This window comes from Pilibacter termitis (genome assembly GCF_900167335.1).
Taxonomy (GTDB): domain Bacteria; phylum Bacillota; class Bacilli; order Lactobacillales; family Streptococcaceae; genus Pilibacter; species Pilibacter termitis.
In genome coordinates this window covers 14,903-38,703 of sequence record NZ_FUXI01000004.1, presented here as the reverse complement: position 1 = coordinate 38,703, position 23,801 = coordinate 14,903, and the positions used below count along the sequence as shown (strand labels likewise).

The following is a 23,801-nucleotide window of genomic DNA, read 5'->3' as shown; positions in this document are numbered from 1 at the left end:
TGAACACCTCCTACGCTAACGCTTCTTGTTCCTCTTGTTCAACTTGTTTTTCATAGCTACGCATAAATGGAATAAATACTACCACATTTATCGCAAACAATGCAACCCAGACCACTCCTGCTTTCCAGTCCATTGTGGATAAAATTGCATACAATGGTGCTGGCAACGTCCACGGAAGCGACACGCACGTTCTAGCGATGAAACCAATATCCGTCAAAGTATAAGCAACAACAATATTAATCGCCACACAAATCAATGTTGGAATAAAAGTCATAACATTCAATACTGTTGGTACACCGAACACGAGTGGCTCGTTGATATTAAAAAGTGATGACGGAATAGACATTCTCCCCAAAGAACGCAGACGTTTGTTTTTATTCACCGTATTCAACACAAACAATATCGCCAAATAAGCAATTGCTAAGCCAAAAATAAAAGTGAAATTCCCTGCAACAGTATTCGGAACTGCTTTTCCATCTTGATAGGCTTCCAAATTTGCGACCAAATTTCCAGTAAAAATCGGTGTCGTTACAAAAGAAACCATGTTGTCACCGTGAACTCCGAAAAACCAAAACACGACCGTTAATTCACAAATGAGCAACATAGACGGCAATGAACTTGTCGCATGGATAAATGGTTGGAACACATGGAAAATTGCATCTGAAAATCCAAAGTTCAACGTGTTTTTCAAAATCAAATCTGCTCCAATAAAGACAAGCATATTCACAATCATTGGAATCAAAATTTCAAACGGAGCCGCAACCATTGGCGGAATCCCTTGTGGCATACGGATTTTGATATTATGCTCAATAAGCAATCTATTGATTTCCACAACGACAAGTGCAATAACAATCGCTGCAAAAAGTGAGCCTGAGCCTAGTTTTGAAAGTGTTAAATATTTATTTTCTTTGATTACCTCTGGTATTGCTGCAACGCAGAGGAAGGTGAATAGAGCGGTCAAAGCATTTGAAAATCCGTCCATTTTATACTTTTGTGCCAAGCGGTAAGAAACACCACAAACTGCATAGACAGAAATTAAACCAATGGATAAATCAAAAGGAATGGTTAAAACTGCGTTATGTGCATCGGCGAAATGTTTCCAAGCAATCATGAATTGAGTGAAAATATTATTTCCTTTCATCGTTGCTAAATCTACTGGCGGATTGGCAAGCATAAGGGCAATCCCCCCGATAACCGTAAACGGAATAAGAATGGTCAATCCGTCACGCAAAGCAGCTAAATGTCGTTGGTGGGAAATTTTTGTCGCAACTGGTACAACACGTTTTTCCATAAGTTGACTGAACCGTTCCATGATTCCCTGTTTTTGAGTTTCCATAATAAAACCCTCCTGTTTTCTTAAAAATTAATCGTAATCGTTTACAGCAAAATCATATCACTTTTTAAAATAAATTTCAATACTAAATTTAAAAATAAAATAAATTTTATTTTAAGGACAAAAAAATTGGAACGTCTTCCGTAAAGATGTCGCTCCAATCATTTTTTCTATTCATTATTCATTTCCATTTCTTCAACGATATATTTGCTTAAAATTTCCGAAAACACTAGGAAAGCAAAGCGATTGTCTAGTTGAGATAAATGATTCTCTCTTGAAAAGTCTGCTAAGTTCAAAGGCAAAATAACCAATTCATCTGCATATTTTGCCAATCTTTCATCATGACTCATCGTAAAAATAATCACTTTCGCACCAACATTTTTCGATTCCTGCAATAATTCCTTATACAAGGATAAATTTCCAGAAACCGTATAAATAATAGAAAGCTCATTTTTTTGTATGGATTTCCCAAGATAAAAAATTTTAGTACGACTCGTAACAGCTTCAATATATCTCCCTTGATAAAGAAGTGAGTAAACCAAATGTTCTGCCGACAACCCAGAACTCCCTATCCCTAACACTCGTGTTGTTGAGGAGTTTTTCACTAATTCTACAATATTTTTAAGCTGTTCTTCTCCAATACATTCCGAAATTGCCAATAAATTGGATTGATAGCTCTCAATGACCGTCTGATAAAGGGGTGTTTCCTGCACTTCTTTTTTATTATCTGACAAATCCTCTTTGTACTCCTCAAGAGCATTTTTGAAATCTGCAAGTCCTTTGTAACCAAGTTTTTTAACTGCACGCATAATTGCCGAAGGCGATACTTCTAAATCAACTGCCGCATCTTGAATGGCACGGTCAATCAAAATATCAGGAGATTTCATCAATCCACTCGTAATTTTTTTATCCGTTTTCGTAAGCTCTGTAAAATGAATGGAAATATTTTCTTTTAATGTCATAACAATCCCTACCGTTTATCTAGTTTATAAAAGAATAACACGGAAATGAGTGCGGGGCAAGGGGAGGTTGAGAGAGAATCTAAAAAAACAGCCAACTCCAAAATTGAAGTTAGCCGTGTGCTATTTCTTACCTTCTTCCCATGCCTCCTCCCATTCCTTTTCCGCCTTGTCCGGCAGTTGCTTCGGTAATTGCGGTTTCTGTGCCACTTGATGAAATTTCCGTTACACTTGCAGACTCGTTTTGCGTATAATTTCCGTCAAAATCAATCGCTGACCAGTCACGTGCATTTTCTGGATCGTAAACTTTTACCTCTCCTGCTGAAATCGTCAAATCGCCATTGGAATCTACACCGTCGCCACTTCCAGAAAGACCTGCTTTTATCACTATTTTTCCACCTGAAATCGTAATTTCACCTGTGCTATTGCTAAAATGATCTTGCGTTGTCGCTGTATCGTTGCCACCTGCACCGTTGATACCGTCATCTTGAGCGTTGACTTCAATTTCACCGCCTTTAATTTGCACATTGCTCGCCTCAAGTCCCTCATAGCTGTTTTTAACATTAATCGTACCGTTATTTACAATTAATTCACCGTCAGCATGAATCCCGTCGTCTTCCACGTCAAGTGTGACTACACCTTTATTTATCACGACATTTGTTGTTGCGTGAAGTCCGTCCTCGCTTGCTTTGATGTTCAATTCTCCGCCATTGACTGTAATCACTCCTTTATTTGCCTCTTCAGTATTGGTCGTTTTTACACCATGACTTTCAGAGGTCAAATTGAATACACCGCCGTCAAACGTAACGCTATCTTTTCCTTTGATTGCCTCATTTTTTGCAGTCAATTGATACGTTCCGCTTGTGAATGTTAAATCATTCTTTGATTGAATGGCATTATTGTTTGCAGAAGTCACAACAAGCTCTCCGTCTCCTGAAAAATCCAAATCATCTTTAGAGTAAATTGTAGCTGTGTTTTCCGTATCACTTCCTGTACCTGTAATCGTGTTTGTTGTGCCAGTCTTTGTTTCTATTGTGACGTTTTTCCCATTTAAAATCGAAATAGGAGACGTTGTAGAATTGGCAATTTCTGCATTGTTTAGTACAAGTGTCACCTCGTCTGTATCATTGGCAAGGTTGACTGTAATTTGCCCCTCACTCGTTTTTCCTGTGATGTTATACACTCCCGCCTGTGTAATCGAAAGTGTAGCGTTTTTCGATAAATCTACGTTTGTTGCATTTTCAAGTGCAGTAGTTTCAATTTTTGCGACACTCTCCTCTTGTTTCGTTTCCTGTGATTGTGTTGTAGAACTTGTGGTATTTGTCGCTGTGTTCTCTTTTTCTTTTTTCAGAAAAAAGGTACCTGCAAATATTCCTATAACAAAAATACCGATGACAGAAATTAAAATTATTTGTTTGTTCTTCATGAAAATTCTCCTTTTCTTTGTCTAGCTACGAAGTGCAGGAGTTTGGCAACTGTTCGCAGTGCCGCTCGAAACTCGTTTCGAGCAAGTAAACGGCACGGCTCACTATTGCAAACTTCAAAACGCCCCGCTCGCTTTTCTTATAAATCATTCATACCATGCTTGCTACTTTGAATAACAATTGGTAGGTTTCCGTTGATTTCTCTTAGTTTGTCTAAAAAGTCTTTTTGTTGTAATGGCTCTTTTTCGATTACCATAAATGTTGCCTCAAGCAATGAGCCTAAGTTCGTTGTTTTGACGGTTTCTAATTTGTATCTGCTTGTAAATTCTTTCATGACTGGTTCAAATTCAGAATTATAATCGGTATATTCTGGCAAAGTAATTTTCACTTGTTTTTCATGACTTGTCGCCTCGCCAAAATTGATTCTGCTGTAAACAATCATCGCCAAACTCACGCAAATAAGGAAAATAAACGCATACGCAATATACCCCATTCCAATCGCAAGCCCTGTTGCCATAGAGAAAAACACCGTTGTGATTTCTCGAGCATTTCCGGGAGCCGAACGAAAACGAACAAGACTAAACGCACCAGCAACCGTAATTCCTGCACCAAGATTTCCATTTACCACCATGATAATCGCCGATACCAAAACAGGCAAAAGTGCCACGGTGAAAATTAAATGCTTGCTGTAAACATTTCGGTACATATGCACCCTTGCAATAATAAGGCCTGCTATTAAACTAGAAAATATCGTCATTAAAAGAGTTGGGATACTTATTGTTAGATTATTGGTTGTACTTGTCAAAATACTAGAAAGCATAATTCATCACCTCATTTTCTTTAGTATGTCTAGTCATTTCCTTTGTATTCATCTGTTTTAACTTCCCTTCATAATAATTTGGTGCAATCGCACTTTTATAAATATTGCCGTATTTTGTAAATTTCCCTTGATAAATGTCAAGGAGTGACAGTATCCGTGAAATTTCTAACGGAAAAGAATCAGAAATCTTAATTTCCATTAAAACAGTGTCGCTATCCGTCAAAGCTGTTTGATCAATGTCATCTGCCCTCGTCAAATCAAACTCGCTCAAACTATATCGGATATTTTTGTCAAACGTTATCCGAAAATCGCTATCCTTTTTGTGATACATCGCCAAACGGTCATAACTAATCAACACAACTGGTTTTACTGAAAATTGTCGTTGATGATAGCCAATTTCATTTAAAATTTGCGTTTTTCTTTCACTTCCTTGCTTGCTTAAAAACTCGATCGCCTCGCAATAAGGCATTTTCTCACGTCTTTTATACGTCACACCTGCAACTTTTTTCTTTAATTCCAAAAATACTTCGCCGTCATAAGTCGCTTTGCCATAACTTCGCAATCTCAACTTTTCTTTAAATCTAGGTTTTGAAACGCTATGACGTATCACATCATAATCTGTCGTGTCATAATACACCGTATGAATAGTATGCTCACCATAATCGTCAAAACTCATATACTGCGTTAAATGTGCTACAAGTTGCTCAAATTGTTCCTTTGTCAAAACATATTTTTTCTCTTTCCGTTCAAAAATCTGTCCTTCTTTTACTCGTACTTTTTTTGCCATTTTATTCTCCTTTGTCTAGCTACGAAGTGCAGGAGTTTGGCAACTGTTCGCAGTGTCGCTCGAAACTTGCGTTTCGAGTAAATAAACGACACGGCTCACTGTTGCAAACTCCTTAACGCACTTCTTCGCTTTTCTTTGTCTAGCTGCGAGGGGCAGGGGCTTGGTCGCTGTTCGCAATACCACCTGAAGCTCTGCTTCAGGCAAGTAAATGGCATTGCTCACTGCGACAATCCCCTAAACGCCCCGCTCGCTTTTCTTTGTCTAGCTGCGAGGGGCAGGAGTTGGGTCGATGTTCGCAACAGCACTGGAAACTTCGTTTCCAGTAAATAAATGCTGTGGCTCACTACGACAAACTCCTGAACGCCCCGCTTCGCTTTTCCTACTTTCTAAAAATCAGCATTAAAGGTTCTCTAAATGATTTGATAAAACGATTATAAAAAACGAAACTTAAAAGAAACTAAAATACTCAAGTTTTTAGAATTTCTCATAAAAAAACATGACGAAGTTTCATTCCTCGTCATGTTTATAATTATTCAATTTCCACTAAAATACCAAAATGGTCGCTTATTACTGCTTGATTTTTACCATTAAAGACCACTTCGTGTTTTTTTACTCGCCATTTTTCCGAACAAAAACAATAGTCAATCCTCAGTCCGCTCTTGTTGCCACTCCAACCGTCAATTTCTTTTTCCACGGTAAACTCACCGTTAACAATTTTTGCTGATAAAAATGAGTCTTGAAGTTTCGGCATGGAAGTCATCAAGTAGTCGTACCCTTCATTTTCCACATTGGCAGGATTGTTAAAATCTCCGCAAAGTATAAATGCTTCCTCCAATGTCGCTAAATACTGCCTTGTCCTCTCCCACTCATAAACAAAATCTTCCCACCATGAATAATGTGTGCTAAATATATGAAACATTTGCTCTTTCGTTTTCACTTTCACCCCTAAAATATTTCTCGTGTGAAAATCGTCATAACTCCGTGCTTTTGACACCTCAATTGTCGTGATTTCTTCTATTTTAAACTTACTCAAAATCGCCACACCTTCATCATATTTGTCATAGCCAATATGATTGGATTGCCAAGAAAATGAATAATTCACGCCCAATTCTCGCAAACGTTCTACCAATAAACAGGCAAAGTTGTCTTTTTTCAGTTCAACGCTATTTTCAGGTGCTTTGTAAAATTCGTGCGACACAACACTTTCGCTCATCAGCTGATTGACTTCTTGCAAAGCGATAAGATCACAATCTTTTTCGATAATAAATTGTGCTAAAATTTCTAATTTCACAAGTGGATCTTCTTCCATCCAACTATGCGTGTTTAATGTTAGTACTTTCATGCGTTCCCCTCAATAATCATTTGAGGTCAGGAGAAAAAAACTCCCAACCTCAATCGTTACTATGCCTTCATGCTTGCCACAGCGGTTTTCGCTGTTTGAACACCCGTTTTTTGTAAATCAAATTCTTCTACGTTATCCATATTTGTCAAAGCAACAATCACGGTTTTTCCTTTGCCCGCTTGTTCAATTTTTTCAAAATCAGCTCGAGCAAGCAAAGTATTTTCATTCACTTCTTCGCCCTCGCTTACAAACATTTCAAACGCTGATTTGCCAATTTCTACTGTATCTAGTCCAATATGCACTAAAACTTCCACTCCTTGCGGTGTTTTGATGCCAAGAGCGTGATTGGTTGGAAAGACACTTGTCACCACTCCTTTGGCAACAGGAGAGTAAATTTCTGTATTTGTTGGCTCTATTGCAAAACCGTCACCCATCATTTTTTGTGAAAAGACTGGGTCTGCGACTTTTTCCATTGGTATCACTTCACCGTCTACTACTGAGAACAATGTTTCTTCTTGTATTTCTTCTTTTTTCTTCACTGTTTTGTTTTCAGCTTGCAAATTTTCAAAGTTAGATGCTGGAATTTCCGCTCCACTTTCAAGTAAATCTTGAATGTCTGATTTCAATACGTCTGCTTTTGGTCCGTAAACTGCTTGTACACCATTGTCTTTGTGAATTAATCCCATTGCTCCTGCACGTTTCCAAAGCTCATCACTTCCGACTTTTGCTGTATCTTTTACCGTTACACGAAGTCGTGTCATACACGCGTCTACATCTTGAATATTTTCCTTGCCACCTAAAAGATTGATAATATCAATTACTTGTTGGTCTTTGGCAACTGCACCATTACCAGAAGTTTCTTCTGCTGTATCTAAATCATAGTTCCCATTGCGTCCCGGAGTAGCAAAATCGAATTTTTTGATAAGGAAACTCATCAAGAAATACGTTAGAACACCAAAGACAATTGTCACAATGACAAAATTGAGCAAATCGCCACCAAGTCCTGCTTTCATCGCAAGTGGAGTACGTGTTAAAAGCTCAATATCTCCGAAAGAATGTACACGCAAGTTGACAATATCCGCCATTGCAAACGCACAACCTTGGATTAACGCATAAATCACGTAAAGCGGAATTGCTGCAAACATAAACATAAACTCTAACGGCTCTGTTACCCCTGTTAAAAATACAGCAAGAGCAGCTGAGAAGAACATTGATTTGTAGTTATGTTTTTTATCCGCATCTACATTGCGATACATTGCCGCTGCCATACCCATTAAAATACCACTTGCACCAATCATTTGCCCTACTTTGAAACGTGCAGGTGTCCAACCAGAAAGCACTTCTAAATATTGAGAATGAGTGCCTTGTGTATTAAGGTTTGCCAAATCTGTTGCCCATGCAAGCCATAAAGGGTCTTGCCCAAATACTTTTGTTCCCGCTTGAGCACCGGATAAGATTTCGTATGTGCCACCAAGCTGTGTGTAGTTGATTGGAATCGTCAACATATGGTGTAAACCAAATGGCAAGAGCAAACGCTCAAGTGTTCCGTAAAGGAATGGTGCCAAAATTGGTGCTGTTTTTTGTGATTGTGCAATCCAAAGACCGAAATTGTTAATTCCCGCTTGAATGTATGGCCAAATAATTGCAAGTAAAAGTGAGGCAATTAACGACCAAAGGATCACAACAAATGGTACAAAACGTTTGCCGTTGAAAAAGCTCAACGCATCTGGTAATTTACGGAAATTGTAGTATTTATTGAATGCCATTGCTCCAATAAATCCAGCGATAATTCCGACAAACACTCCCATGTTCAACGCTGGAGCTTCTAGTACGCTGGTGAAAAATCCTTTGACCATAATTTTCGTGCCTAAAAGCGTATGCGTAAATGCCTTCTCATCACCAAGCATATCATTGGTTACACCGAAAATTGCTCCTGTGATACGGTTAATCAAAATGAATGAAATTCCTGCGGCAAATGCTCCTCCTGCTTTTTCTTTCGCCCATGAACCACCGATTGCCAAGGCAAAAAGAATATGCAAATTCCCAATAATTGCCCAACCGATATTTTCGATTACACCTCCTGTTGTAACAAGTGGTGTGAGTTCTGGATTAATTAGCGGAATTGATTTCCCCAAGCTAATCATCAAACCTGCCGCTGGCATTACAGCGATTACAACCATCAATGCTTTTCCGAATTTCTGCCAAAATTCAAAACTAAAAATTTTCTTCATGATGTTCCTCCTTTTTACTTTGAAGTGCTGAAATTTGTTGCACTTCTTTCCTTTTTCCTTTTTTTGTCTAGCTGCGAGGGGCTGAAGTCTGGTGGCTGTTCGCTGTGTCGCTCGAAACTTACGTTTCGAGCAAGTAAACGACAAAGCTCACTACCACAGACTTCAGAACGCGCCTCTCCGCTTTTCTTTGTCTAGCTATGAGGGGCTGAAGTCTGGTGGCTGTTCGCTGTGTCGCTCGAAACTTACGTTTCGAGCAAGTAAATGACACGGCTCACTACCACATACTTCAGAACGCTCCGCTCGCTTTTCTTTGTCTAGCTACGAGGAGCTGAAGTCTGGCAACTGTTCACAATGTCGCTTGAAACTTCGTTTCAAGTAAATAAACGACAGTGTTCACTGTTGCAGACTTCAGAACGCTCCTCTTCGCTTTTCTTTTTATGCAACGATTGTGCAAACGTTTGCGTTTTTTCTTTATACTTAGTATATCATGACTCAAAATAATGTCAAACATTTTTATGCAATTTTTTTTGAATCTGACGACAAACTACAAAAAAACTGTACTTGCCCTTTGCAAATACAGTTCTGCTTGAATTTTAAGATGAACTTCACTTATAATTTTCTCATAACTCCTCGCAATTCATGACGAAAAGTCAAAATCGGGTGATAAATTAACATTCTTGGACCTGAATAACGCATGATTTTTTTCATTTGGTTGCGATAAACTTCTTGATAGCAATGCACTGGACATTTTTTACACGTTGTTTTCCTCTCGCCAAATTGACAAAATTCCAAACGATTTTTCGCATATTTCGCCATTCGTTCTTTCGGAATATCCGCCTTATTTTTCTTATAGTACAAATCAATCATATAACCAATTAATTCTATTTCCTCTTGAATGATTGGACCAGTATTTTTCTTCATCATTTCCCTTTCCCCGCTAATTTCTCTTTCTTTTCATCTATTTTATACAAAATTGCTATAAAAGAAAACATCTAATTTTCTTTTTTTCCTTTTCTTGATAGAATGAAGCATAAGCATTTTTTAAGGAGGCTATTATGTATTTCGGTCATATCCAAAAAATTTCCATAGATGATTTGCCTGAAAATGAGTATTTTTCTTCTATTCCTGCACTGAAAAATTTACATTCCCTTTCGTTTGACTGCCCGATTACTTTTTTCATGGGGGAAAATGGAAGTGGGAAATCGACTTTACTTGAGGCGATTGCGGTGAAAAGTGGAATGAACGCTGAAGGTGGTGGGCGGAATTTTAATTTTCAAACAAGGCAAACTCATTCTTCACTTGCTGATTTTTTAACAATTCAATGGAATTTCCTTCAACCACAAGATACATTTTTCTTGCGTGCGGAAAGTTTTTACAATATGGCAAGTTATCTTGAAACTATTTATGGCGGAGAATCTGAACGTTACGCTCACCAGTACGGTGGAAATTTGCATAAAATGAGTCACGGAGAGTCGTTTTTTTCTTTAATGAATCACCGTTTTCGTGAGGGGGGATTGTATTTACTTGATGAACCAGAGGCAGCACTTTCCCCACAAAATCAACTCGCCATGATGTCTGAGATGAATCGCCTCATCAACACTAAAGCACAATTTATCATCGCCACCCACTCGCCGATTTTGGCAAGTATGCCAAATAGCACGATTTACTCATTTGAAGAGGAAAACGTGCGAGCAGTAAATCTCAAGGAGACGAGTGCCTATCAAATTACGGAGATGATGATCAATCGTGCAGACGGGGTTTTGAGGAATTTGTTTGAATGAGAAGAAAAAGGTAGTGCAAAAAGAAAAAATCGCAGAAATTTCATTTTCACAAATGTTGATTTCATGCGATTTTTCTATTTCTATATTGTTCCATTTAGGCTAGATTTTAGATTTCGCCCCAGCCTCTTTATTCCACCTCCAACAATCCACCAAACAACCCCACTACAAATTCTTCAGAATCGAAAGGTTTCAAGTCGGCAATTCCTTCGCCGAGACCGACAAATTTTACAGGAAGGTGTAGTTCATTGCGAATGGCAAGAACAATTCCTCCTTTGGCTGTTCCGTCTAGTTTGGTAAGAACAAGACCTGTTACATCAGTTGTCGCTTTAAATTCTTTTGCCTGTACCATTGCATTCTGTCCTGTCGTTGCGTCTAAAACGAGCAAAACTTCTTGAGGTGCGTGCGGTAAAGATTTTTGGATAATGCGTTTGATTTTGTCCAATTCATTCATCAAATTGACTTTATTTTGTAAACGTCCTGCCGTATCTACAAGCAAAATATCTACGTTTTCTGCTTTCGCTCGCTCCATTGCATCAAAGACGACTGCCGCAGGGTCTCCGCCCTCGACACCTCTTACGACTTCAACGCCTGCACGCTCACCCCAGACAGCAAGCTGATTAATCGCTCCTGCACGAAATGTATCCGCAGCTGCAAGCAACACTTTTTTCCCTGACTCACGGTATTGATTGGCAAGTTTTCCAATCGAAGTGGTCTTACCGACACCATTAACACCGACAAATAAAATAACAGTCAAACCATTTTCATCTAGTGCAATTTTATTATTTTCATTTGTACCTTCGGCTTCATAGAGATTTACCATTTTTTCAATGATAACATTTTTGACAACCGATTTATTTTTGGCATTTTGCAACTTCACCTCATCTCGCAATTCTTCTGCGATTTTCATTGAAGTTTCAAAACCGACATCTGCTGCGATAAGCGATTCTTCGACTTCCTCAAAGAAATCCTCGTCAACCGTGCGGAAATTCGCAAACAATTCATTGAGTTTTTCACCAAAACTTTTGCGTGTTTTCTCTAATCCTTTTGTATATTGCTCTTGTGTCGAAACTTCCTCTTGAACGACTTCCTCCTCTTGTGGCAAGACGACTTCTTCTGATAACTCAGCATTTTCATTTTCCACTTCTACTTCTTCGTCAAGTAAATCAAGCGGTGCCTCGTAGTCTTTTGGTTTGGAAAAAGCTGCTTTTACTTTGTCAAATAATCCCATTATTCTACCTCCAAATACTGACTGATAATGTGGGCAACACCGTCATCTTCGTTTGAACGAGTGATGACATCTGCTGCCGATTGAATCATTGGTACAGCATTCGCCATTGCTACGCCAACTCCTGCATATTCTATCATAGACAAATCATTTTCCTCGTCTCCAATTGCCATTATTTCACTTTGTGAAATGCCCAAAATCTCTGCTAAATGTGCGATACCATAGGCTTTCGTCACTCCTTTTGGCATAAACTCAAGCAAAATATCACGAGATTTTATCACTTCATACTTTTCACGGATAACACTTGGCAACTGGGCAGCTTTTTCATCTAAATAATCTGGTTCTGTTGCACAAATGATTTTGTTATAAATCGTCGTTTCTTGAAGTTCTTCAGGTTTCACTTTATGGAAATTCAGAAACGGTGTCGCTGCTTCGTAAAGTGAAATTCTATCACTAGGAAGTTGGTAGACTTCTCCGTCGCTTACCACGTCACATGGCAAATGAAGTGAGAAAAGTGCCTGATAAATTTCCTGAATACTTGAAAGCGACATAGTTATCTTGTCTAAAATTTCACCTGTGGCATTTTTTTGCACTAAACCACCGTTAAACGTAATAGAGTAATCTCCCTCGTCAAGCAAATTCAATTCTTCCAAAATGTGATGTATTGCTTTCAATGGTCTACCTGTGGTAATAACGATTTTTACACCTTTTTCCTTGGCAAGTCGCAAAACTTTTTTATTTTCTTTAGAAATGGTCTTGTCATTTTTTAACAATGTGCCGTCTAAATCTATCGCAATTAATTGTATCATTTCGCCTCAAAACCTCCGTTTTCATGTACGTCTTCTAATCTTACTGAAACAATTTTCGACACGCCGCTCTCCTGCATGGTGACACCATACAACACATTGGCACTCTCCATTGTTCCTTTGCGGTGAGTAACCACGATAAACTGCGTTTCGTCCTCAAAATGTGCCAAATAATGCCCAAATCGTGCTACGTTTGCCTCGTCAAGTGCCGCTTCCACCTCATCAAGCACGCAAAACGGAACAGGTCGCACTTGGATAATCGAAAATAGCAACGCAATGGCAGTCAACGCTCGCTCTCCACCAGAAAGCAGACTTAAATTCTGCATTTTCTTCCCCGGTGGCTGTGCTTCAATTTCAATTCCTGTATTGAGCAAATCCTCTGGGTCACACAAAATCAAATCTGCACGCCCTCCACCAAACATACTCGGGAAAGTTTTTGTGAAATGTTTGCGAATTGCCTCAAACGTTTCCTTGAAACGCTTCGTCACTTCAATATCCATTTCATCCATTGTATCAAATAAACTTTGTTTTGCCGTTAACAAATCTTTTTGTTGTTCCGTCAAAAACTCGTAGCGTTCAGCTACTTGTTTGTATTGTTCAATGGCACTCATGTTGACTGGTCCTAGGTTTTCAATTTGCCGTTTCAATTCACGCACTTGCGTTTTCGTCTGTGCTTTATCCGAAACTGCGACACTATCCTCTCTTGCAGCCTCAAACGTCATGAAATATTCTTCTTGCAAATATTCTAGGAAATTATCCAGTGCCAGACTTGCTCGGTTGCTTTCAACTTCCGCTTTAGACTGCTGACTCAGTAGCGTTTGGCTTTCTTTATTCAAAGCGGTCAACTCTTCGTCCATTTGTGCAACGAGAGAAGAAACTTCACTATGAGCCATTTTTTTCTCCTCAATTTCTTCTTCAAGAGACGTTTTGCGAACTGCCAATTCTTCAATTCTATTGGCGATTTCTTCCTCAGACAATTGGTGAGAACTACTCGTATCTTCCATATTTTTCAGCAAAGTGGTCAACTCAAATTTTTGAGCGTTGAGGGATTTTTGCTGAGTAGATTTTTCCTGCAAACTTTTCGTTAGAAAACTCAAACGTTCGTTCGATACGTCTATTTTCGCAAGCAATTTGTGCAGTGCGTTCAATGTTTCTTCACGTGTAATTTGCTGTTTGCTCGCATTTTCCTCAACGTGTTCAAGTTCACTTGTCAAACGCATTTTTTCAGCCGTAGCAAGAGCTAAATCTTCTCTAGCAGACTGCGAACGTTCTTCGTAATCACTTAGAAAAGCACTTAATTCCTTCGTTTCTTCTTCAAACGCATGACGATTTTTCACAAGTGATTGTAGTTTCATAACAATCGCATCATAATCATTTTTCGCATGAACTTCCTCCATACGCAACGCTTCACCGGCATTTCGTACTTCCTCAAGACGTGCATTTTCCTCTTCCAATCGAGATTGTGCAAATTTCAAGGCATTTTCAAGCTCTACTTGTTCACTCATGAGCATTTCTGCTTCATTTGACAATTCTTCAATTTCTTTTACTTGTGAAAGAAGTGTCGAGCGATTGCCGCTTTTATTTGCCCCACCTGTCATAGAACCGCCTTGGTTCATCACTGCACCGTCAAGAGAAACCACTCGGTATTGAAAACGAATCGTCCGTGCAATACGTGTTGCACTCTCCAAATCCTGAGCAATCAACACTTGTCCAAGTAAATTATCCACTATCGAACGAACTTTTTCCTCACATTTCACAAGCTCACTTGCCACGCCGATAAATCCGTCAAGAGAAGTAAAACTATTTTTCTGTACATCATTGATGTGACGTGGTTTTATCGTAGTTATCGGATAAAATGTCGCACGCCCTAAACGATTTTTGCTCAAATATTGAATGGCTACTTTCGCATTTTCCTCATTTTCCACAATAATATTTTGTGTCGCACTACCAAGTGACGTTTCAACTGCAAGAGCGTATTCCTTTGGTACATCAAGGATTTCAGCAACCGTTCCGACAATTCCAGAGAGTTCCTTCCGATTCTTCAAAATCGCTTTGACTCCTTGATAATAGCCTTGATAATTTTCTTGTAACTCTCGCAAACTTTTCAGACGTGCTTTCACTTGAGAAATTTCATTCATTTTACGAAACAATGCTTGTTGAGCCGAGTCGTATTCGTTTTTCACTTTACTCTGTTCTTGCTTTTGTGCGTTGAATTGTTCAAGCATTTCTTCTACATTTCTCGACTTGCTTGAAAGATTTTCCTCACCTTTGGCAATTTCTTGTTTTGCTTTACTAATTTTTTCTTTTAAAGCCTCATACTCTAATATTTTTTGCTCATTATTTTTCGTTTGCACTTGATATTGTTCTTCAAGGTATTTCAAATCATTTTGAATGGTCGCCTCTTGCTCCGTCAAAGATAAAATTTGCGTTCTCAATTCACTTGCGATTTCTTTAGAGGACTTGCTCAATTGTTCAATTTTTTCTTCAAGTTCTTCCCTTGTTTCTTCAAATTCGGCAAGTTCGTCATCAATATCATTCATCTCTGTTGCAAGTGTATCAATTTCTTTTGCTACCTTGTGAATTTCGTCTTGCACATTTTTCAAACTTTCTTCCATTTCACGTGCGTTTTTTTCTTGATACTTACTCCGCTCCGCCAAGACATTTTTTTCACCAAGAGCAGTCGTATGAGCCTCCGTCAACGCAACAAATTGGCTTTGCAATCCTTCCAATTGCTCCTGCAAACTACTCCGCTCCACACGTTTTTCCGCTAAAAGACGTTCTTTTTCAAGAAGTTCTATGTTTTTTTGCGTATATTGCTGATGAATTTCCTCGTACTCTTTTTGTTTCGCATCAAAAGTCGCCTTATTCTCCTCGATTTCTGCAACCGTCAAAGCAACGTCAAGTGTCGTCAATTCTTTTTTCAAATGCTCATAAGTCTGTGCAACCTCACTCTGCTCTTTGAGTGGCTCAAGCTGTTCTTCAAGTTCGTACAAAATGTCTTGCAGGCGATTGAGATTATCTTCCGTTTCAAATAATTTTTTCTCCGCCTCTTTTTTACGTGTTTTATATTTTAAAACTCCCGCCGCCTCTTCAAAAATTCCACGACGTTCTTCAGGTTTCGAGTTAAAAATCGCTTCAACTTTCCCTTGAGAAATAATCGAAAAACTCTCTTTTCCAAGTCCTGAGTCCATAAATAGCTCTTGAATATCTCTCAGGCGAGCTGCTTTTTTATTAATAAAATAATCACTATCTCCACTTCTGGAAATACGTCTTGTAACGCTAATTTCGGTAAAATCCATTTGAAAATAGTTGTCGCCATTGTCTAAAACAACCGTTACTTCTGCAATATTCAACGCTTTTCTATTTTCACTTCCCGCAAAAATAATGTCTGGCATTTTCCCGCCACGCAAGCTCTTCGCACTCGTTTCCCCAAGCACCCAACGCAGAGCCTCTGTAATATTACTTTTCCCACTACCATTGGGACCAACGACAGCCGTTACCCCTTTTTCAAAATCAATAATTGTCTTATCTGCAAAGGATTTAAAACCCTTCATTTCAATTCTTTTTAAATGCAAAATAATTCCTCTCTCATCTAACGGTAAATTTTCTCTTAGCTCCTACAAAACACACTTTTTTTAAAGATTTTCAAGTGCATTGCTTGCCGCTGCCTGTTCCGCTTGTTTTTTGCTCTTTCCACTACCAAAACCAATTTTCTTCTCATCCGCATACACATCAATAACGAAAATTTTCTCATGTGCAGGACCTATTTCTTCCACCAAATCATAACGAATAGAGACTTCACCATTTTGTTGCAATTCTTCTTGCAAACGTGTTTTAAAATCCATTTCTTGATGAAATATCCCCGCTTTAATTTTTTCTACCATAACATTTTGAATAAATTTTTTGCTAACATCAAGCCCTTGGTCGAGAGTTAAGGCACCTAAAAACGCCTCAAACAAGTCACAAAGTAAGCTAGGACGACTTCTACCACCAGAAATTTCTTCTCCTTTGCCGAGTAAAATATGCTCATCAAACCCACATTCTACCGCAAAATACGAAAGACTTTCCTCTCGGACAATCGAACTACGCAACTTAGAAAGTTTCCCCTCAGGGTATTCGCTGTATTCCTTATACAAAAAATCCGAAATCAAATATTCCAATACTGCATCGCCCAAAAATTCCAAACGCTCATTATCCTCTAAACCAAGCGTTCGATGTTCATTGACATAACTCGAGTGTGTAAAAGCCTGACTTAGTATCGCTTCATCTTGAAACTGAATCTCAAATTCCTTTAACAGCTTATCTTGCAATTCCTTCATTTCATCGTTTCCTTTCAAAATCATCGTCGAAAACTTTTGTCAGCCCCACGGCTCACAAAAATATTCCACAAGTGTATAGATAATCATATTATATCATAGTCGGGGGGTGGGGGTTATGGAAAAATAATTTGTAGAGTTGAACAATAAGCCAAAAAAAGCGACCATACGGTCGCCGGAGGAGAAAATGAAAAAAATCGTATTAAGGGTAGCTGTATCCCTTACATTTTCTATTGTAGAATAGAAACCTTAACTGAACCTAAAATTCATCAAAAAAAATCCTAAGATTTTTCTTCATCATTTAACACTTCCAAAATGCTTTTTGCAACTGCTTGCGGGATACCAATTGCACGAATGTCTTCTACACTTGCCTCACGAATATTTTTTAGCGATTTAAAGGTCGTCATCAATAGTTTTTTCCGTTTTTTTCCTAGTCCAGAAATGCCGTCCAGACGAGAAGAAAAGCTCGTTTTGCTTCTAAGCTGACGGTGAAAGGTTATCGCAAATCTATGAACTTCGTCTTGTATGCGATGTAGCAAGAAAAATTCGTCAGAATTTCGTTTGAGCGGTACAGGGGAAAGCGTTTCGCCAAATAGCAGCTCGCTTGTCTTATGTTTGTCGTCTTTGGCAAGACCTGCAATGACAATGTCGACACCTAGCTGATTTTCTAGCACTTCTTTTGCTGCATTGACTTGCCCTATTCCTCCGTCAATCAAAATCAAATCAGGCAGAGGTAAATTTTCCTTTAGCACACGAGAATATCTACGATAAATCACTTCACGCATACTAGCGTAATCATCAGGACCTGTTACGGTTTTAATTTTAAACTTGCGGTATTCCTTTTTCATCGGCTTTCCGTCAATAAACACCACCATGGCACTTACTGGATTTGTCCCCATAATATTGGAATTGTCAAATGCCTCAATGCGTCGTGGGGTCGGAATATTCATCGCCACACCCAATGCCTCTGTCGCCCCAATTGTCCGCTCTTGCCTGCGTTCAATCAATGAAAATTTCTCGCTCAAAGCAACACGTGCATTTTTCATCGCCAAATCAACAAGTTTCTTCTTTTCACTACGCTTAGGCTGAACAATTTTCGTTCCTAGCATTTCTTTTGCAGATTCAAGGTCTATATTGGTTGGCAAGTAAATTTCACTTGGAATGAAATGTTCATTTTCCTGATAAAATTGTCCTAAAAATGTCAGGAAATCATCTTCTTCATCGGCATAAAATGGAAAAATCGACACGTCACGCTCAATCAATTTCCCTTGTCGAATGAAAAACACTTGGACACACATCCACCCCTTGTCCACGTGATAGCCGAACACATCACGATTTTTCATATCTGCGTTGGTCATTTTTTGGTTCGTCATCAGCGTTTCAATCGAAGAAATTTTATCTCGCAATTCCGCCGCCTTTTCAAATTCGAGGTTTTCGCTCGCAATGTGCATTTCTTTTGTCAATTTCTGCTGAATTTTGTCATGCCCACCAGAAAGAAACGCTTTTATTTCAGCAACCATTTCCTTATACGTACGTTCCTTTACAGGAAATACACATGGAGCCAAGCATTGTTTCATGTGATAATACAAACAAACTTCTTTTGGCAAAATATTGCACTTTCTGAGCGGAAACAATCGATCCAAAAGTCGCTTAGTCTCATTTGCCGCACCCACGTCTGGATAAGGTCCAAAATAGGCGGCATTATCCTTTAATACCTTCCTCGTTATCAACAAACGAGGGTATTTTTCATTCGTAATTTTGATAAAAGGATAACTTTTATCATCTTTTAGCATAATATTGTATTTAGGCGAGTTTTTCTTAATTAAATTAATTTCAAGCAAAAGTGCCTCAATGTTGCTTTCTGTTACGATAATTTCAAAATCTTCGATTTCGCTTACCAAGCGTTCTGTTTTCGTATCGTGACTGCCACGAAAATAACTTCGGACACGATTTTTCAAAATTTTCGCTTTCCCAACATAAATAATCACGCCGTCTTTATCTTTCATCAAGTAACACCCCGGCAAATCTGGCAGGAGAGTTAACTTGGCTTTTATTTTTTCATTCATTTTCTTTTCCTTATCTTTCGTGATTTCTCTTTTCAGTATAACAAAAATAATTGAATGTTGAATATTTTTTCCTTATTGTCCTTATTTCGGAAACATCTTTTGAACAATTTCCTGCATATCCTCTGCTAAGTCTTGCTCAATCACCAACTCTTTTTTTAAAAAAGGGTGGAAAAACGATAACTTGTAGCAATGAAGTGCCTGCCTTTTTATTCCCAAATCCATGCGTCCATGATACATTTCATCACCTATTAGTGAGTTGCCAATATGCTCAAAATGCACACGAATCTGATGTGTTCGCCCTGTATGTAAGCGAATGTTCACTAATGCTAATTGCTCCGTTTTCTTTTCTACTTTATACTCCGTATGAGCGAATTTCCCACTTTCCGACACTTTTCGTTTCAAAAGTGAGGTTTCATCACGAGCAATCGGTGCAATAATACTCCCTTTTTCACTCATTCTTTCCACTTCGCCTGAGACAAGTGCTTGGTACACTTTTTCCACTCGCCCATTACGCAATTCCTTATCCATTAGTGCATGAGCAAAACCATGTTTGGCAAAGAGCATGACGCCTGTCGTATCTCTATCTAGCCTTGTGACCACGTGAATGACTTGATTTGGATAATTTTTTGTTTTGTAATAATGTTTCACCCGATTTGCCATTGTGCCGTTCGGGTGGTACTGTGCTGGAATACTTGAGACATTGCTTGGTTTATTGACGACTAAAAAATGCTCATCTTCGTAGACAATTTCAATCGGTGTCGCATCCGTCAAAAGTGTTTCATGCTCCTTTTCATCTGGAATCGTAATGACCAACTCCTCACCACTCTTGATTTTGTAAAGAACATTTACAACACTTCCATCAACTTCGATTTTTCCGCCTTGAAACTTTATTTTTGCCAGCAAATGTTTGCTTATTCCTTGTTCATGAATAAACGTTCGTAAAAGTTGCGGTGTTTCTTTCGTATATTTCCATGAAAATTTCATACTTCACCTTCTTCTTTTTCTTCGCAAAAGAAGTATGCCCGCAAGCACACTTCTTAGGCTTAATCTACTCCAATAAATGACTCTTTCACTCTTGTCCAAAAATGCGTGTGTTTCCCACTAACAAAGGCAATTCGCTCACTTGCCACTCGGCAATGCACACGAGCAATCGCTGTTCTGTCAATCGTCAAATGGTCAACTGTCACCACCGCATCAGGACTTTCAATCATCTCAATGGTCAAATCTTCATGCACACTCAACACCATTGGACTACCAAGCGTTCTGAAAACTCGATTGTTGAGACTGGCGATTTCGGCAAGTTGCACTGCATTGATACTCGGGTGAATAACCGCACCTCCAACAGATTTATTATACGCTGTTGAACCGGTAGGCGTAGAAACACTCAAACCGTCCCCTCTAAACCGTTCAAACAATTCGCCAGAAATATACACGTCACTCACCAACGTTGAGCTAACACGTCTAACAGTGGACTCATTTAGAGCAATCAAACGCTCCGACTCCTTCCCGTCAGAATACTCAATTTCCACCTCAAGCAAGGGATAGCTGACTTTCTCTGCACTTCTTGTCTCAAGGCTTGTGACCATTTCCTCAAGCTCAAAATCTCGCCAATCTGCATAAAACCCTAAGTGTCCTGTATGCACACCAACAAATTCCACTTCTTTCAAGCGATGTTTGTATTGATGAAACGCCTTTAACAGCGTACCGTCGCCACCTATTGAAATCACAATATCTGGCGTTTGTTCATCTATCGTCAAACTCTTCGACTGTTCAATCAAACGCACCACTTCTTTTTGTACGCCTTGTGTTTTTTCTGTTTTATTTGCTACAATCGCTACTTTCATTTCCACCTCTTTTTCGTGAGAAACTATCGCAATAAATCATCATCATCTGCGTTGCCTAGTGCATCACGAATTTCACTTTTATTGTATGGATCATAAATTCTCTGTGCTTCTACAATTTCCTCACGAATCTCGCTCATTTCTTCATCAAGCATATACGCAATTTCAGCCGTACGTGCCAAACGATTCTTTAATTCTTCGGGAAATTCACCGTTGTATTTATAGTTCAAAGAATGTTCAATCGTTGCCCAAAAATTCATCGCAAGCGTTCGGATTTGGATTTCTGCAAGAATAACCTTCTCTCCATAAACCGTCTGAACCGGATATTCAATCACCACATGATAGCTACGGTAGCCACTTTTTTTCTTATTGGTAATATAATCACGTTCTTGAATAATTTTGAAATCTTTTCGTTTTCGTAAAAGCTCGATAACCGTTTGAATGTCTTCTACAAATTGTACCATAATCCTAAGTCCTGCAATATCTTGCATTTCCTCGTCAACACGCTCTATATTCAAGCCTCTCAGCTGAGATTTTTTCACAATGCTTTCTTTTGGTTTTACACGTCCCGTCACAAATTCTATTGGACTAATCTCGCCTTGTTTGCGGTATTGCTTGCGAATACCACGTAATTTTACTTTCAATTCCCCTACCGCTTGCACATACGGATCAAGAAATTTTTCCCAATCTCTATTCATTTTCTTCACTTCCTGCCTATCCTTTTCTCTTTATTCTATCATTTTCTTTGACAAATAGGGGAGAATAAACAAGGAAGAATAAAAAATATTTAAAAATAATGGCAATAGAGTGCAGATTAGCAAACAAAAAAGCAGATAGTCCCAAGTTCACAACTATCCGCTCTTTTGTGGAATGGGAAAAAATATCGCAGGCTACAAATTTCATCACGTCCATTTTTTCACTTTTTCTTCTTGAACAAATAACGTTTGATAACTGTTGAAAATAGAGGCGTCATTTTCCATTTCAATGATTTTTTGGTTTTTCAAAAAGAAAATTCGATCTGCTAAAAGTTTTAAATTTTCCAGATTGTGCGAAGAATAAAGAATGATTTTCCCTTTTTCTCTTAGATAATCCATCATTTCATTCATCACAAGGACATTTGTTGGATCCAGTGCGTTGGTTGGTTCATCAAATAACAAAACTTCTGCATCACTCATCACATAAAGCATTAAAAGAACGCTTTGCTTTTGCCCAAGAGAAAGTTTGCGAATCGGCTTGTTTTGAATGTCCTCAAGTGAAAATTTTTCCAATACCCAAGAAAGTTCCACTTCACTCTGCCAAAATGATTGAATCATCTTCAAATGATCCAAAACACTCAACTCCCGCATCAGTCCCTCGACATTTTCTAAAAAGAAAATCCGTTTTTTGTACGACATTTCTCGTTGATTTTCTCCGTCAATCAAAAATTCCCCTTGTTTTGTCGGCAATAAATTCGCCAAAAGTTTCAGCAAGGTCGTTTTCCCCGTACCATTTGGAGCAACTAAACCCGTAATCTCGCCTTTTTTCAACGAAAATGAAACTTCATCTAAAATGGACTGACTTTTGTATGAAAAGGATAGTCTTTTTACATTCATCATACTCGTACCCTCCTAAATTCTGTGACAACGATTAATGCTAGGCAGATAAAAATAGCTAGACATATTACAACAATTGACTGTAAAAACGTTGGATAAAAGCCGTTCATTGATAGCTCAACCATTCCTCGCTCCTCTGGTCGCAAAATAATTCTGGCAATGTTGGCGTATGAACCGACAAACCATTTTCTAATTTCTAACATTTGCTCCGTTTGGAAAAAAGGAGCATTTTCCGACAAGAATATCAAAATATTCCCAATGAAAATTGGCACAATATGTTTCGTCCATCTGGCAATTATATAATTGAACAAGACGATGAAAAGGAAAAATAACAGTATCAGCACTAGAAATTGCTTGAAAAAATCGGCTTGTGTCATCAAAATTGGCACTTTTTTTGATTGCAAAACTACAACTGGATAATTCCATTCACCGATACCATAAAACGCACTATTTACAATGAAAAACAACCCTAACATTATCAAAAACGGAATACAAAGATAACCGTAGAAAAAGACAAGTCTATGCACACTTTTCTTCCAATTTGCGACAGGCAACATCGCAACGAGTTCCTTACTTTTACTCTTTTCCGCTTGGTAAAAGAGAAAACCAATCAATAGTGAAAGAAAAAGCATGATATAATGCGTTGGCAACAAGGTGAAAAATCCTTGTTTTAGTGCATTTAACGTTGGTTTTTGTTTTTCATCATCGTTTGAATTGGCACTTTCAAAAATCAAAGTGTTTTTATTTTTTACAATTTGCTCATAAAGTAATTTTTCCTTTTTAAATTCTGTTCCCGCTTCGCTATCTGGGATCATATCCAACCAATAATCTAGCACTTTGATGTAATCTTTCACATAAGTCGTCTTATCTTTGCGAAAACCAGAAATCACAACATCACGATACGCCTCTTCCCTTTTTTTCGCTTTCTCCTCAAAGTCTTTTCGTATATCCTCCGTGGCATTCAATGAAATGCCCATCTCACCTTGTGCGTTCAATTGATTCAACTCATTCTTCATTCGCCAGATTTCTTCATGATTGTCTTGAATATTCAAAAGAAACAGTAAGCCAAACATAATAAGAAAAAAGCTCGGCACAATGAAAATAAACTTCGACCGTACAAGCGTTTTCCATTCCAATTTTAATAAATTCATTTGTTTTCCCCTTTATCTGTCTAACTACGAGGGGCAACTGTTCGCAACAGCACTGGAAACTTTCGTTTCCAGCAGGTAAATGCTGTGGCTCACTGTTGCAGACTTCAAAACGCCCCTCGTAGCTTTT

23 protein-coding genes and 1 pseudogene are annotated in these 23,801 nt (G+C 38.5%); 1 reads left to right on the top strand and 23 read right to left on the bottom strand.

The genetic code is table 11. The annotated features are described in order from the left end of the window. Positions 1-10: 10 nt before the first annotated feature. The 13 genes and pseudogenes from B5D30_RS02360 to B5D30_RS02325 form a co-directional block, all read right to left on the bottom strand. On the bottom strand, positions 11-1,336 hold the full coding sequence (locus tag B5D30_RS02360; RefSeq protein ID WP_078806435.1) for a PTS sugar transporter subunit IIC: 1,326 nt from the start codon (positions 1,334-1,336) through the stop codon (positions 11-13). Between the two features lie 167 nt (positions 1,337-1,503). Further along, the gene (locus tag B5D30_RS02355) at positions 1,504-2,295 is read right to left on the bottom strand and encodes a MurR/RpiR family transcriptional regulator (RefSeq protein WP_078806434.1); all 792 of its coding nucleotides are present in this window, start codon (positions 2,293-2,295) and stop codon (positions 1,504-1,506) included. 127 nt (positions 2,296-2,422) lie between these two features. Further along, positions 2,423-3,718 carry a carbohydrate-binding domain-containing protein gene (locus B5D30_RS02350; RefSeq protein WP_078806433.1) on the bottom strand — a complete coding sequence of 432 codons (1,296 nt, stop codon included), beginning with the start codon at positions 3,716-3,718 and terminating at the stop codon, positions 2,423-2,425. A gap of 137 nt (positions 3,719-3,855) precedes the next feature. Beyond that, complete coding sequence (locus B5D30_RS02345; protein ID WP_078806432.1) at positions 3,856-4,536, bottom strand: DUF4956 domain-containing protein; 681 nt, start codon at positions 4,534-4,536, stop codon at positions 3,856-3,858. Beyond that, entirely contained in the window at positions 4,526-5,323 is a 798-nt protein-coding gene (locus B5D30_RS02340) for a polyphosphate polymerase domain-containing protein (RefSeq protein WP_078806431.1), read from the bottom strand. Before B5D30_RS02340 ends, B5D30_RS02345 begins: the two co-directional genes overlap by 11 nt. A 15-nt stretch (positions 5,324-5,338) precedes the next feature. Continuing rightward, entirely contained in the window at positions 5,339-5,545 is a 207-nt protein-coding gene (locus B5D30_RS13085; RefSeq protein ID WP_144399451.1) for a hypothetical protein, read from the bottom strand. Beyond that, positions 5,542-5,667, bottom strand: coding sequence for a hypothetical protein (locus B5D30_RS14215; RefSeq protein ID WP_268802090.1), 126 nt, complete (start codon positions 5,665-5,667; stop codon positions 5,542-5,544). Before B5D30_RS14215 ends, B5D30_RS13085 begins: the two co-directional genes overlap by 4 nt. A 185-nt stretch (positions 5,668-5,852) precedes the next feature. Beyond that, a complete protein-coding gene (locus tag B5D30_RS02335; protein WP_078806430.1) occupies positions 5,853-6,665 on the bottom strand; it encodes an endonuclease/exonuclease/phosphatase family protein in 813 nt (270 codons plus the stop codon). A gap of 59 nt (positions 6,666-6,724) precedes the next feature. After that, entirely contained in the window at positions 6,725-7,204 is a 480-nt protein-coding gene (locus B5D30_RS14445; RefSeq protein ID WP_407675491.1) for a PTS sugar transporter subunit IIA, read from the bottom strand. A 33-nt stretch (positions 7,205-7,237) separates the two neighbouring features. Beyond that, positions 7,238-8,896 (bottom strand): annotated as a pseudogene (locus tag B5D30_RS02330) (PTS transporter subunit IIBC); the annotation flags it as partial. Between the two features lie 118 nt (positions 8,897-9,014). Beyond that, a complete protein-coding gene (locus B5D30_RS13435) occupies positions 9,015-9,164 on the bottom strand; it encodes a hypothetical protein (RefSeq protein WP_159443174.1) in 150 nt (49 codons plus the stop codon). Between the two features lie 78 nt (positions 9,165-9,242). Beyond that, entirely contained in the window at positions 9,243-9,407 is a 165-nt protein-coding gene (locus B5D30_RS13430) for a hypothetical protein (RefSeq protein ID WP_159443173.1), read from the bottom strand. A gap of 98 nt (positions 9,408-9,505) precedes the next feature. Continuing rightward, positions 9,506-9,820: a nitrous oxide-stimulated promoter family protein gene (locus tag B5D30_RS02325; RefSeq protein ID WP_078806428.1), complete on the bottom strand. Its 315-nt coding sequence runs from the start codon at positions 9,818-9,820 to the stop codon at positions 9,506-9,508. Positions 9,821-9,951: 131 nt separating this feature from the next. Here B5D30_RS02325 and B5D30_RS02320 point away from each other — a divergent pair, with 131 nt between their 5' ends. After that, complete coding sequence (locus tag B5D30_RS02320) at positions 9,952-10,677, top strand: AAA family ATPase (RefSeq protein ID WP_078806427.1); 726 nt, start codon at positions 9,952-9,954, stop codon at positions 10,675-10,677. A gap of 127 nt (positions 10,678-10,804) precedes the next feature. Here the strand turns inward: B5D30_RS02320 and ftsY are convergent, their stop codons facing one another. The 10 genes from ftsY to B5D30_RS02265 all read right to left on the bottom strand — a co-directional run bounded on the left by ftsY (position 10,805) and on the right by B5D30_RS02265 (position 23,674). Next, entirely contained in the window at positions 10,805-11,905 is a 1,101-nt protein-coding gene (gene ftsY / locus B5D30_RS02315) for a signal recognition particle-docking protein FtsY (protein WP_078806426.1), read from the bottom strand. Continuing rightward, positions 11,905-12,711, bottom strand: coding sequence for a Cof-type HAD-IIB family hydrolase (locus B5D30_RS02310; protein ID WP_078806425.1), 807 nt, complete (start codon positions 12,709-12,711; stop codon positions 11,905-11,907). Before B5D30_RS02310 ends, ftsY begins: the two co-directional genes overlap by 1 nt. Next, entirely contained in the window at positions 12,708-16,283 is a 3,576-nt protein-coding gene (smc, locus tag B5D30_RS02305) for a chromosome segregation protein SMC (RefSeq protein WP_078806424.1), read from the bottom strand. Before smc ends, B5D30_RS02310 begins: the two co-directional genes overlap by 4 nt. A 60-nt stretch (positions 16,284-16,343) precedes the next feature. After that, positions 16,344-17,027 (bottom strand): ribonuclease III, encoded by a 684-nt coding sequence (rnc, locus tag B5D30_RS02300; RefSeq protein WP_078806423.1) that lies wholly within the window; start codon positions 17,025-17,027, stop codon positions 16,344-16,346. Positions 17,028-17,305: 278 nt separating this feature from the next. After that, positions 17,306-19,090: an excinuclease ABC subunit UvrC gene (gene uvrC, locus B5D30_RS02295; RefSeq protein WP_078806422.1), complete on the bottom strand. Its 1,785-nt coding sequence runs from the start codon at positions 19,088-19,090 to the stop codon at positions 17,306-17,308. A gap of 81 nt (positions 19,091-19,171) precedes the next feature. Then, positions 19,172-20,074, bottom strand: a complete 903-nt coding sequence (locus B5D30_RS02290) for an RluA family pseudouridine synthase (protein ID WP_078806421.1) — start codon at positions 20,072-20,074, stop codon at positions 19,172-19,174. A 59-nt stretch (positions 20,075-20,133) separates the two neighbouring features. Further along, positions 20,134-20,934: an NAD kinase gene (locus B5D30_RS02285; RefSeq protein ID WP_078806420.1), complete on the bottom strand. Its 801-nt coding sequence runs from the start codon at positions 20,932-20,934 to the stop codon at positions 20,134-20,136. A 23-nt stretch (positions 20,935-20,957) separates the two neighbouring features. Then, complete coding sequence (locus B5D30_RS02280) at positions 20,958-21,629, bottom strand: GTP diphosphokinase (protein WP_078806419.1); 672 nt, start codon at positions 21,627-21,629, stop codon at positions 20,958-20,960. 204 nt (positions 21,630-21,833) lie between these two features. Continuing rightward, positions 21,834-22,526, bottom strand: coding sequence for an ATP-binding cassette domain-containing protein (locus B5D30_RS02270; RefSeq protein ID WP_078806417.1), 693 nt, complete (start codon positions 22,524-22,526; stop codon positions 21,834-21,836). Beyond that, entirely contained in the window at positions 22,523-23,674 is a 1,152-nt protein-coding gene (locus B5D30_RS02265; RefSeq protein WP_078806416.1) for a hypothetical protein, read from the bottom strand. The genes B5D30_RS02270 and B5D30_RS02265 overlap by 4 nt, the downstream gene beginning before the upstream one ends. Positions 23,675-23,801 lie beyond the last annotated feature (127 nt).